The organism is Candidatus Omnitrophota bacterium, from assembly GCA_018894435.1.
GTDB lineage: Bacteria > Omnitrophota > Gorgyraeia > JAHIPI01 > JAHIPI01 > JAHIPI01.
In genome coordinates this window covers 1-12865 of the sequence record JAHIPI010000021.1, presented here as the reverse complement: position 1 = coordinate 12865, position 12865 = coordinate 1, and the positions used below count along the sequence as shown (strand labels likewise).

General features: G+C 45.4%; 10 protein-coding genes and 2 rRNA genes. All 12 read right to left on the bottom strand.

The annotated features are described in order from the left end of the window. Positions 1–49 precede the first annotated feature (49 nt). Positions 50–352, bottom strand: a complete 303-nt coding sequence (gene yajC / locus KKI13_01670; protein ID MBU4487758.1) for a preprotein translocase subunit YajC — start codon at positions 350–352, stop codon at positions 50–52. Positions 353–398: 46 nt separating this feature from the next. After that, the gene (gene tgt, locus KKI13_01665) at positions 399–1559 is read right to left on the bottom strand and encodes a tRNA guanosine(34) transglycosylase Tgt (protein MBU4487757.1); all 1161 of its coding nucleotides are present in this window, start codon (positions 1557–1559) and stop codon (positions 399–401) included. A 4-nt stretch (positions 1560–1563) separates the two neighbouring features. Next, on the bottom strand, positions 1564–2592 hold the full coding sequence (gene queA / locus KKI13_01660) for a tRNA preQ1(34) S-adenosylmethionine ribosyltransferase-isomerase QueA (GenBank protein MBU4487756.1): 1029 nt from the start codon (positions 2590–2592) through the stop codon (positions 1564–1566). Continuing rightward, positions 2585–3784, bottom strand: a complete 1200-nt coding sequence (locus KKI13_01655) for a SpoIID/LytB domain-containing protein (protein MBU4487755.1) — start codon at positions 3782–3784, stop codon at positions 2585–2587. The genes queA and KKI13_01655 overlap by 8 nt, the downstream gene beginning before the upstream one ends. Further along, positions 3772–4317, bottom strand: coding sequence for an epoxyqueuosine reductase QueH (locus KKI13_01650; protein ID MBU4487754.1), 546 nt, complete (start codon positions 4315–4317; stop codon positions 3772–3774). Before KKI13_01650 ends, KKI13_01655 begins: the two co-directional genes overlap by 13 nt. Beyond that, positions 4317–5357, bottom strand: coding sequence for a Holliday junction branch migration DNA helicase RuvB (gene ruvB / locus KKI13_01645; protein ID MBU4487753.1), 1041 nt, complete (start codon positions 5355–5357; stop codon positions 4317–4319). The genes KKI13_01650 and ruvB overlap by 1 nt, the downstream gene beginning before the upstream one ends. Continuing rightward, entirely contained in the window at positions 5344–6000 is a 657-nt protein-coding gene (locus KKI13_01640) for a Holliday junction DNA helicase RuvA (protein MBU4487752.1), read from the bottom strand. The genes ruvB and KKI13_01640 overlap by 14 nt, the downstream gene beginning before the upstream one ends. Then, positions 5997–6488 carry a crossover junction endodeoxyribonuclease RuvC gene (ruvC, locus tag KKI13_01635; GenBank protein MBU4487751.1) on the bottom strand — a complete coding sequence of 164 codons (492 nt, stop codon included), beginning with the start codon at positions 6486–6488 and terminating at the stop codon, positions 5997–5999. Before ruvC ends, KKI13_01640 begins: the two co-directional genes overlap by 4 nt. 14 nt (positions 6489–6502) lie before the next feature. Continuing rightward, entirely contained in the window at positions 6503–7249 is a 747-nt protein-coding gene (locus KKI13_01630; protein ID MBU4487750.1) for a YebC/PmpR family DNA-binding transcriptional regulator, read from the bottom strand. Between the two features lie 59 nt (positions 7250–7308). Then, complete coding sequence (gene fusA, locus KKI13_01625; protein MBU4487749.1) at positions 7309–9369, bottom strand: elongation factor G; 2061 nt, start codon at positions 9367–9369, stop codon at positions 7309–7311. A 169-nt stretch (positions 9370–9538) separates the two neighbouring features. Then, a 5S ribosomal RNA gene (rrf, locus tag KKI13_01620) occupies positions 9539–9655 on the bottom strand. A 71-nt stretch (positions 9656–9726) separates the two neighbouring features. Further along, a 23S ribosomal RNA gene (locus KKI13_01615) occupies positions 9727–12865 on the bottom strand; the annotation flags it as partial.

The window sequence follows — 12865 nt, the reverse complement described above, 5'->3', positions numbered from 1 at the left end:
TGTTACCTTCCAGTATTTGCCATATCTTCTGCGGCATAATTTATCCTTACTATTCTTTTGTTATAGCTGCTACGTCTGTTGTCGTCTTTTGCAGGCCTGCTATAGCATTCTTCTGCACTTCTATCTTTACGTTATCGGCTATGCGCAGGACTACGCTCGTATTCTTTACGTTTATAATGGTGCCGTAGATCCCGCCTATAGTAACTACTTCGTCATTTTTGTTGAGCGCCTTCAGCGTTTTCTGGTGATCCGCTTCCTTTTGCCTCTGTGGTTTTATTATGAGAAAATAGAATATAAAAAATATTAGGCCCATTACTATAAAAGGGCCGAGTGTGGGCTGTTGAGGTGTCATTTTTGCTCCTTTCCTGGTTTAATCATTTTTCGGGTCATCGCAACCGCTATTTATAATTCTTTAATAATCCGTCCTTAAAGTTACTAAAATTGCCGCTTATGATAGCGCTTCTTATATCTTCCATAAGTTTAACATAAAAATAGACATTATGCAACGAAACTAGCCGGAGACCCAGGATTTCATGGGCCCCTATAAGGTGCCTTATGTAGGCCCTGGTGTAGCCCCCTTTACATGTAAGGCAGCCGCATCCTTCTTCTATGACGCTAAAATCGTCAACATGAACGGCGTTTCGCAGTACAAGCTTGCCCTTTTTTGTAAAAGCGCTTCCGTTCCTGCCGTTTCGGGTAGGCATGACGCAGTCAAACATATCGGCGCCATTCGAAACTGCTTCTATAATATCGATAGGCGTACCTACGCCCATCAAATAATGAGGGAATCTTTCCGGAAGGAGTTCCAAAGTATAGTTACCGACTTCTCCCACAAGTTCATCCGGTTCTCCTACGCTGACCCCTCCCACCGCATAACCGTCAAATCCTATATCTACCAATCTTTCTACTGCCTCTTTCCGCAAATCCAGATATGTTGCTCCTTGCGCTATTCCGAATAGAAGGGGACGTGTCACTTTGGGACACTCCGCACCATCCTGCTTCCTAATTTGCGGAGTGTCCCAAAGTGACACGTCCCCAAAAGCTACTTTTGACCGCTCTGCCCAGTCCGTTGTAAGCATTAGCGACGAGCGCGCATAATCCTTTTCTGCCGGATAATGGACGCACTCATCAAGCGGCATTATGATATCGCTGCCGAATCCGAACTGAAGCTCTACAACATCTTCCGGGCTCAAAAAATGTTTTGAACCGTCCAGGTGCGACTGAAACTCCACCCCCTCTTCCTTCACCTTCATCAACGTGGCGAGGCTAAATACCTGATATCCGCCGCTGTCAGTGAGGATGGGCCGGTCCCATCCCATAAATTTATGGAGCCCGCCGGCTTTCTTTAAAATATCTATGCCGGGGCGTAGATATAAATGATAGGTGTTGGATAGAATCGCCTGGGAACCGCACGCTTTGACATCTTCGTTAGAAAGTGTCTTTACGCTCGCCTGTGTCGCGACGGGAAAAAATAGCGGCGTCTTCAGTACGCCGTGCGGTGTATCCAGCTCCCCGGCCCTTGCTTTCGTACTCTTGTCTTTTGCTATTATCTTAAACATAATATTACATTATTAACATGCAATCGCCATAAGAAAAAAACCGGTAGCGCTCGCGAATCGCCTCCTTGTATGCCTTTAAAACCAACTCCCGACCCGCAAAAGCCGAAACAAGCATCAAAAGCGTCGATTTCGGAAAATGAAAATTCGTCAAAAGCACATCGACAATTTTAAACTTATACGGCGGATAGATAAATATGTCCGTTTTCCCGCCTTGCTGCTCAACTTGATTGCCTCTGGCACATGTCTCCAGCACGCGAACCGAGGTTGTCCCAACGGCAAACACCCTGCCGCCGCATTTCTTAACGGCATTTATGTCATCAGCCTCCTTAGCTCCCAGCCGAAATTCCTCACCGTGCATCTTGTGCCTGGTTATATCCTCCGTCTTCACCGGCGCAAAGGTGCCGTAGTTCACGTGAAGCGTTACATACGCTGTTTTCACGCCCCTTTGGCCAATCTCCTCAAGCACCTTGTCCGTAAAATGCAACCCTGCCGTCGGAGCAGCAGCCGCCCCATCTTCTTTGGCGTAAACTGTCTGATACCTATCCTTGTCAAGCGCTTCAGCGTTTCTTTTAATGTAAGGCGGAAGAGGTACCGAACCTATACGCCCCAATTCTTGATCTATATTTCCGCCCGGATATATGAATTCAACGACATTCTCTCCTTCTTTCTTCGCGAGTATTCTGGCCTTTAATTTAGAGCCGTCAAATATTACCTCGTCTCGCTCCCTTATGCGGGACGATGGCTTAAGCAGTGCCTTAAATATCCTGTTTTCGATCTTTTCGGTAAGGAATATCTCAGTGCGGCCTCCTGTCAACCTGCGGCCTACCAATCTCACATTCATGACCTTGGTATTATTGAGCACCAATATGTCCTCTTTCTTAACGTGGCCGGGGAAATCCGAAAATCTTCCGTGCGTGATTTTGCCGCTTCTTCGGTCAAGCACAAGCATTCGGGAGGAATCTCTCGATTCGGCGGGATACTGCGCTATAAGTTCCTTAGGAAGGTCGTAGTCAAAATCGCTAAGCTTATTCATTGGTTTCTTCTAACAAATACTTCATATTCGCTATGCTGGCCCCCGGATAATAAAACTTTAGTATCTCCGCTGCGGAGAATCCGTCTTTAGACATATAATAAGCGCCCCATTGGCACATGCCTACACCATGCCCCCAGCCTATTCCGGTAAAAAGTGCGGATTTCCCCCTTAGTACCACGTCGAAATTGGCGCTCCGTAAGATATTGGGCCCCACAGCCAATCTGAATCTATTGGCGGGAATCTTTTCCTCGCCAAGTGTATTTGGAATACCGACTTGAGCAACTCTGCCGGAATTATCCCTGGACAATATCTTTATATCTTTTATACCGCCCACTTTATAACCGGCCTTATTGAGACCTCCTTCTATATCGGCAAGGGAAATGGTCGCTGTCCATTTAAAGTGCGGTGATTTTTGGCAATACGAACACGGCTTTCCTTTTAACGGCGGCATATTTACATTCCATAATAAAGATGCGTCTTCCGTATGGCCTCCGCACGTAGCATGAAAATAAGCCGGCAGGACTTTATCCTTGTATATCAATATCTTTCCTTTCGTCTCTCTTACAGCCCTGCTCGTCCTGTACTTTTCGGATGTCCTGCCGCCGTAAACCTGCGAATATATATCGTTTGTCAAATCATAATCGCGTCCGAGCGACTCTATAGTCTTATAAACAGCAAAAGTTCGCGACGCAATCGCCTGCGCCTTAAGTACTTCCATGGGCCAAAGGTGTGATACTTCGTGATACAGAACCCCGCTTACATAATCCTCTATATCAACGTGGTTGATCACCAAAAGCTTCATCTTCTCGGTTCTCACCACGTCTATATCGCCCCTGAATTTCCGGCCGTTTACATATATGGTTGCCGCACCGATAGGTTTTATCCTGATCCCGTAAATATTAAAAGCCTCTACACCCATCAAGAGGCCGCTATTGGTAGGGACTATGCGGCATTTGTTTAAATTAGAGTCCTCTCGCAGCATCTCAAGCATAGGGAGGGCATGTATGCTGTAACGCCCCTTGACCCTCAATTCCACTTCGGATGCATCATTTATTACCGCCACTCTTACCACGTATGAATTTATGCCCGAAGAAGCCGGGGCAGCAAAAGCCATCTCTTGCGCACAGGGACACACGGCAAGAAAGAATGTCAAACAATAAATTAGGCGGGTAAGGTTTCTTATTTCCGGCATCTTTTCTCTGATCTCTCTTTTTCGCTGAATACACAACCGCAGTATTTCTGTCTGTATAAGGCGCGAGCCTTCGCTTCTTCCTGTGCCTCTCTGAAACCGCCGCGGAAATCGGCAGATATAAATTCAACGCCGAATTTCCCCCCGCATTCTGAACCTATTCTTATGATCTCTTCCTGGTCTTGGTAGGGGCTTACCAAAAGCGTGCTGGTAAAGGCGTCAAACCCTCCGGCCTTGGCACTTTCGGCCGTTTTTTCAAGCCTCATTTGCCAGCAAAGCTTACAGCGCTCCGGTGCCTGGGTGCGTATACCTATTTTACTGAAAAAAACTTCCGGCTCGTATTTGTCGAAGACAACATCAAAATGAGCATTTTTGGAATACTCTATGAGGGCAGCGCGCCTCTTTTCGTATTCTCCGGCGGGATGTATGTTCGGATTATAAAAAAAACCGGTAACATGCCCGGATTTATCTTTTAATAGTTCCTGTGAGGGATGGATGGAGCATGGTGCGCAGCAGACATGTAATAGTACCCGCATTATAAAAACTCTTTTTGAGGCGAACGCTTTACAGAAACGCCCATGTGTTCGTACGCGAGGCCCGTCAATTCGCGGCCGCGCGACGTTCGCTTCAAGAATCCTATCTTGAGTAAAAATGGCTCGACTACATCTACTATCGTATCTTCTTCCTCGTTTAACGTAGCGGCAAGCGACTCTATGCCGACAGGCCCGCCTTTATAAAAATCCATTATAGATTTTATCACCTTTCTGTCTACCGAATCAAGCCCCAGAGTATCTATGCCCTGATCATTAAGCGCCTTTTCGGCGATCATTTTTATAATGGTACCGTCGGCTTTCACTTCCGTCCAGTCCCTCACCCTCCGCAAAAGCCGGTTCGCTATCCTTGGAGTTCCGCGCGCTCTTTTGGCGACCTCAAGGGCTCCATCCGAGTCAATATGTATACCAAGAATAGAAGCGGAGCGCTTTATTATATTAACAAGTTCGCCGGGTTCATAGAAATCCATATGATAAAACATCCCGAATCTGTCGCGCAGGGCCGCGCTCAAAAGCCCGGATCTCGTGGTAGCGCCTATAAGAGTAAAACGTTTAAGGTTAAATTTTATCGTTTTGGCGTAAGGCCCTCTATCTATTATAAAATCTATCTGGAAATTTTCCATCGCAGGATATAAAAATTCTTCCACAATCTTTGGCATCCTGTGGACTTCGTCTATAAACAGGACATCTCCCTCTGAAAGATTGGTCAATATCCCAATAAGATCTCCTGGCCGTTCGATTGCCGGCCCGCTCGTAGAAGTCATCTTGGTGCCCATTTCGTGAGCGATTATGTACGCTAAGGTAGTCTTGCCAAGGCCCGGGGGGCCTGAAAAGAGTACATGTTCAAGCGGCTCGCTCCTCTTCTTTGCGGCTTTTATGGCGACGATGAGGTTATCAACTACGCTCTTCTGCCCTACAAAATCCGAAAGAGAGCTCGGGCGCAGGGATAGACTAAGAACATCTTCCTCTGCCTCTTCCAGGCCTATTAATCTCTCTCTTTTCGGAGATTCGTTATCTTGCGGCATACTTTATGTCCTCTTTTTTCCGCTTCTGCTTTTGCTTATATATTTCATTAAGCAGCTCTTCGCAAGATGAGGCTTTTGGATTCCTGCTAAGTGCGTCCTCTATCATGGTTTTTGCTTCCGATTTCGCGTACTGAAGCTGAGTAAGTACATCGAGGGCCTCTTTTTTAATATCTTCCTCTATTGATATCTCACCTAAAACTGCCTTATCCTGTATGAGGCCATATTTGCCTATTTTGCCCTGCAGTTTTGCTATTATCTCTCTCGCCCGTTGCTCGCCTATGCCCGGCAGGCTTTTGAGTATGGATATGTCGCCTTTGTCTATGGCATCCGCTATTGCGGAAAAAGGTAATTCCATGGCCCTACAGGCAGCTTTAGGGCCAACACCCGAAACAGTTATGAACCTTTCAAAGAATTCTTTTTCTATTTCGCTCAAGAAACCTATAAGCACGGGGATAGAACGCGATGGGTCTGATTGAAAATAATGATAAGTGATTAGCGTTATACAGCCGTTTCCATCTACGGCGGACTCTACCTTCTTCATCACAACACCCGGCAGAAGGACTTCGTAAGAGATACCGTTTACGTCTATCCATACGGCATTATTCTTCTTCTGCTTCAGTTTTCCGGATATCTGGGATATCATTTATACCGCCTTTTTACTTTTATGAAGTCCAGATGGCTCATAGCCAATGCCAGGGCATCGGTAACGTCTTCGGGTTTCGGCACTTCTTTTAAGGAAAGAAGCGTCTTTACCATACCCGCAACCTGATTTTTACTCGCGTGCCCCCGTCCGGCTATGGTTTTCTTTACGTGAGTGGAGGCGTAATTAATAAGTTCGAGGTTATACTTTCCCGCGAGAAGGCATACGACACCGCGGGCGTGGCTCATTAAAATTGCGGTTCGCGGATGTTTATAATGAGAATAGATCTTTTCTATTACTATAACTTCGGGCCGGTATTCTTCTATTATCTCGGAAAGGCCGTCGTATATTTTGAGGAGCCGGGCCATTATGCCTTTGTCGGCTGATGTCCTTATGACGCCCGCCTCTATAAGCTTAGCGCCTGCGGCAGTATCATCCACCAGGCCATAGCCCGTAATACCTAAACCCGGATCAATACCCAGTATTTTCATAAATGAGCCGAAACTTACGCACTTTTATCTAATATATCATCCGGTATATCAAAATTGGCGTATACGTTCTGCACGTCGTCGTTATCCTCGAGCTGCTCGACCAGATTCAACACCTGCTTTGCCTGATCGCCCGTTACCTTAACTGTGGTTTTCGGTATAAAGGTAACTTCGGCGGACTCTGTCTTGATATTGGCTTCATCCAGCGCCTTTTTTATCTTTTCGTAATCCACCGGCTGGCATTTGATCTCATATGTCTCGCTCTCATCCGACATATCTTCTGCGCCCGCATCCAACACTATGGACATCAATTTATCTTCGGACGCGTCTTTTTTGTTTACTATAAAAAGCCCTTTTTTCTCAAAGAGCCAGCTTACCGCGCCCGCGCCGGCCAAGTTGCCGCCGATTTTTGAAAATATAGTCCTTACTTCGGCGGTCACTCTATTTTTATTATCCGTAAGCACATCTACGTAAAAAGCGACACCGCCCGGGCCGTAGCCTTCGTAAGATACCGATTCGTATGAAACACCGGGCAATTCTCCCGTGCCCTTTTTTATCGCCCTTTCTATGTTATCCTGCGGCATATTTGCTTCTTTGGCTTTATCGATCGCCAAGCGCAAAGAAGGGTTTGTATCGGGACTACCACCTCCGTTTTTCGCCGCGACAGTAAGCATCTTTATCAACTTGGTAAAAAGCTTGCCTCTCTTAGAGTCTGTTGCAGCTTTTTTATGTTTTATCGTAGCCCATTTCGAATGTCCTGACATTTTTTTACCTTCCTTATTTACTCAATTATACCACGCAAAAGTTACTTTGTAAATACTGACTATTCTTCCTTCTCCTCCACTTTTGCCGCCTGCGCTTTCTGAATAATATTCTGGGCTACATTAGACGGCACCTGTTCATGATGGGAGAACTTCATGGTATATGTTCCCCTGCCTGCCGTAATAGACTTCAATTCATTTACGTATTTATACATCTCCTCGAGCGGCACTTTTGCCTTAATAGTCTGCGCTCCCTCACCTGGCTCCATACCTAGAATCCTGCCGCGTCTTGAATTGAGGCTTCCCGTGATGCTCCCCATATATTCATCGGGCACTGTCACGTCTACATCCATTATAGGCTCTAATAAAATCGGCTTTGCTTTTAAAAATGCCTCGCGAAATGCATGCCTGGCAGCCACCTGAAACGCAATGTCCTTCGAGTCGACAGGATGCGTCTTTCCGTCGTACACCACAACCTTCACATCAACCACCGGATAGCCGGCCAAACTGCCGTTATCGAGCGCGGTCTTCACGCCTTTTTCGCAACTCACTATAAACGGCGCCGGAATGGAACCGCCTACGACCTCGCTGACAAATTGGAATCCCTCGCCCCGCTGGAGCGGTTCTACCCTCAGCCAAACCTCAGCAAATTGCCCTGCGCCGCCACTCTGCTTTTTGTGCCTGTATTGTGCGTCGCCCTTTGTTATAATCGTCTCTTTATAGGCCACTTTGGGTGTCCCGATATCAACACTCACCCCAAACCTATCCTTGAGGCGGTTTATGACTATATTTAAATGAAGGTCGCCCATTCCTGATATTATTTCTTCTTTTGTCTGGGCATCCCTCACCGCTTTAAGGGTCGTATCTTCTGCAACAAGGCGATGTAGGGCGCTTGATATTTTGTCTTCGTCCGCCTGCGTCTTTGGTTTTATGGAAAATGACATTGCCGGTTCCGGAAAACTTATCGGCGGAAATTGTATAGGATTTTTCTCATCGCCTAAAGAATCGTTGGTTCCAGTATCTTTAAGTTTCATGACGCACCCGATATCCCCGGCCGACAGCGCGTCAACGCCTTTTAATTGCTTTCCCTGCATTACGGAAAGCTGGCTTATTTTTTCTTTTGCCCTTTTAGTCACATTGTACACTGTCGCATTTGCCGCGATAGATCCGGAAAATACTTTAAAGACGGTTATTTGCCCTACATACGGATCTGATATCGTCTTAAATACGCAGGCACTGAAAGGCGCGTCTTTCTTCATCTCTATCCTTACGGGGCTATTGTCATTGGGGTTGATGCCTTCTTTAGCCGCAGCATCCGCCGGTGAAGGAAGATAATTTATTACGGCATTTAAAAGCTCCTTTATACCCAAATGAGTTGCCGTTGAGCCGGCAATGATAGGGATGACTTTACCCTGTACCACACCTTTTCGGAAGGCATCTTTGATTTCATCAGTCGAAAGCTCTCCTTTGTCCAGGTATTTTTCTAAAAGGGCATCGTCGGATTCGGCAACACTTTCCACCAGCATATCGCTTTCTCGCTTTGCGTCGTCTTTATCTGTCCCGCTGAGAGAATCTACACCTTCTTTTGTCAGAAGGTTAGCCACGCCCTTAAAAGACGATTCTTTCCCTATAGGATAACCGGTAACTACGCATTTTTTCCCGAATTTATTCTGCAGCGCTTCTACGCATTTATTGAAATCGGCGTTCTCTTTATCCATCCTGTTTATAAAGACTATTGCCGGAATATTTTTACTCTGTATAAATTTAAATGCCTGATTGGTCCCCGTCTCTATGCCATTCACCGCATTCACCACTATAAGTGCCCCCTCTACTACCGAAAGGGCCGATATGACTTCTCCCACAAAATCCGAATATCCGGGCGTATCTATAATATTCACTTTAACGCCATCGCGGACAACGTGGAGTGCCGATGAATTTATCGAAATCTTCCGTTCTATCTCGTCCTTGTTATAATCGCTGACAGTATTGCCTTCGTTAATGCTTCCGGGCTTCGGTATGGCGCCGCCTTCACTTAAAAGATGTTCCGCCACCGATGTCTTTCCAGCGCTGGAATGGCCTAATATTGCTATGTTTCTTATATTTTTCGCATCATATTCCGCCACGATTCACCTCTTGTTTTAAATAAAGGTTTTTCTAGCTTTTACGGATATAAATTATACTATATATGAAGCTTTTAAAAATGTCAAGGGCGATTATACGAGGCTGTCGACCATAAACCGTCAACTATAGACAAAAAAATGCCCCGCTGCTTTATGCAACGGGGCAAATTTAAGCCGGCACTAACCTACTCTCCCGCAGCCTTCCGACTGAAGTACCATTGGCGCTGAAGGGCTTAACTACCGTATTCGGGATGGGAACGGGTGTGACCCCTTCGCTATGAGCACCGGCAATATTTTTATTTATCTAAAAATTAACAATATATATTGAAGTAAATCGAGTACTTCTATCTATTATAACAAATGGTCAAGCCTTTCGACAGATTAGTACCAGTAAGCTCAAACCCTCGCGGGTCTTACACATCTGGCCTATCAACCTTGTAGTCTTCAAGGTGTCTTAGTCCCCTTGCGGGGAGGGAAATCTAGTCTTGAGGGGGGCTTGGCGCTTATATGCCTTCAGCGCTTATCCTTTCCGTGCATAGCTACCCAGCTTTTACCGCTGGCGCGATAACTGGAGCACCAGTGGCACGTACTTCCTGGTCCTCTCGTACTGAGGAAGTATCCTCGCAGATTTCCTGCGCCCATGGCAGATAGAGACCGACAGTTTTGTTACTTCCCGCTGCTAGCGGGAGGATTGGACATTTCTGCCAATCTCTGCGTATCGCTACGCAGCTCGGACTATATCTTCATCTTTTTCAGATGACTGGCGTATAGTCTCTGAGGGGTCAATTACGACTTCCCTGCTGATTGTCCCCACTGAAGAATTTTTACTAATTTAAACTCGAAGTACAAAATCCGAAATTCGATATTCGGATTTCGAATTTATTAAATTAGTACCTTCAGATACACGGGATTTTCCAGCATATAGCCAATTTTAAAGACAGCAAACGGTCATTTTACTTACTGTCTTGCGACGTTCTGAACCCAGCTCACGTACCACTTTAACCGGCGAACAGCCGGACCCTTGGGACCTTCTTCAGCCCCAGGATGTGATGAGCCGACATCGAGGTGCCAAACCTTCTCGTCGATATGAACTCTTGGAGAAGATAAGCCTGTTATCCCCGGAGTACCTTTTATCCGTTGAGCGACGGCGATTCCACATTCTACCGCCGGATCACTAAGTCCTACTTTCGTATCTGCTCGACTTGTAGGTCTCGCAGTTAAGCTTCCTTATACCTTTACGCTCTACGTGCGATTGCCGACCGCACTGAGGAAACCTTTGAACACCTCCGTTACAATTTAGGCAAATATGTTCGTCTAGCCTCTGGTATCTTATATCTCATTTCTGGCAGTATATACGGAGAAACGATATTTTTGAATTGTTCATAGCTTCTACCGGAGACGTATATTTGATACCCTTCTTTTTGCTTTCGTGCCTTTGATTCTAATCGAAATTTTTCCTTTAAAACTCTTACTAGCCGCAATACATCTTGTATTGTGTACCCCTGAGTATTAAAAATTACGCCCTTAGACTGTTTTGACTTTATCGAACCGTCATCCATAAACCAATAAGCAACGGCTTTTGGCGTCAGCCATCGATTTATAAGCCGCGGTACTACCTTATGTTTGTCATCGTAGAATTGATGAGCATAGAATCTAAAACTCGAATGGCTCAATGTTGAAAAAACGACATTCGTATAGATCTTTCCATTAGATAGTGTTACAGCTTTAAGTCTTGGCGGAGTTAATACCCATTCTTTGAATACGCAATACAAATGCTCGAGGTAGATCTTTTGACTAATGCTGTGTTCTATTTTCATTCTATAAGTTCTGCCGCCGTTTTGCGTTTCTAACGTTGCGTCTCCTAATAGAATGCCCATAAGAACTTCTTTTTGCTCAGCATTCAATCTTAGTTGTGTTTTATAATTTTCGATTTTCTTCGATCGCATTGTTTGCCTCCTAATTCCTTAGGAGGCTAGACTCCCTTCTAAAAGGGCTTCCGGTCGCCCGGAAGTTCAGACTATATCATTCCCGATTTTCGGGATTCAGCGTATAGTCGTTGAGGGGCTCCGAACTTTCGGAGCTTCCCTGCTGATTGTCTGCACCTCACAATTTTCACTTTCTTATAAGTATGCGAGGATACTCAGATATTCCAGCATATAGCTGAATTTGCTTATGATAGTTTCCTATCATAGACCCCATAATTGAGGTAACCGCCCCAGTCAAACTGCCCGTCTGGCATTGTCCCCCAGCCGGATTCACGGCTGCGGGTTAGAACCCTAGTTAAATAAGGGTGGTATTTCACCGTTGGCTCCACTCAAGCTAACGCTCGAGCTTCAAAGCCTCCCACCTATCCTACACATATCGAACCAAAGTCCAGTACCAGAGTACAGTAAAGGTTCCGGGGTCTTTTCGTCTAGCCACGGGTTCGCGGCATCTTCACCGCTGCTACAATTTCACCGATTCCCCTGTTGAGACAGCGCTCCTTTTGTTACACCATTCGTGCGGGTCGGAACTTACCCGACAAGGAATTTCGCTTATAATCTTACTCAACTTTAAATTGAGCGAGCGATTTTTTCGCTCCTGCATGTCGCCATGCAGATGGGACCATATCTTTTCGCCAAAGTCTTATGGCGAATCTAGCGTACGGTCTCTGAGGATTCTAATTAAATTACGGCGGGACTTTCTTCTATTCATGGTTTGAGTAATTTTCGCTATCTTTATCAAACCGTCACGAGACAAATGGATCTTCTTCTCCATTAATTCTACACATTGTGCAAATTTCTCAAAATCCATGCATTTTGCTGACCGCATCTTATGTCTTCTAAAAAACGGGATTATCACATTTACTAAATCCTCCCGTTTTCTAACAACATAACGATATAAATGCTCTTTATGGTTGTCATGTCGATTATTAACTATCACTTGTCCAACCCTAAAAAAGTCAGCAAGTATATACAGACTTTTTATACTTTTCACACCCTGTGTTACTGCGAACTCGTGGCTTACTTGATAACCTGTTTTGTAGCCTTTTCGTTTATTATGATTAGGCTGTTTTACGAAACCAATACTAAAACAACCCTCTCCATCTACAAAACCAACCACCCAACCTAATTTAATTAGCCTTTCCTGCTGATTGTCTGCAACCATTCCATTTTCACCCCCTCACTTATATATACGTATAAGTTGAGAAAATCTTTCATTATTTTTTAAAATAAATAAGATTTTCACATGAAGAGGTAGGAAGGTATACTCAGGTTTTCCAGCATATGGCTAGATTTTACTAAGGCAACGAAGTCACCTTAGGACCGTTATAGTTACGGCCGCCGTTTACTGGGGCTTCGGTTCAGAGCTTCTCCCCTTACGGGGATGACAATTCCCCTTAACCTTCCAGCACCGGGCAGGTGTCAGTCCCTATACTTCCTCTCAGCGAGTTAGCAGAGACATGTGTTTTTGCTAAACAGTCACAGGAGCCACTTTATTGTAACTCCGATGGGCTTTG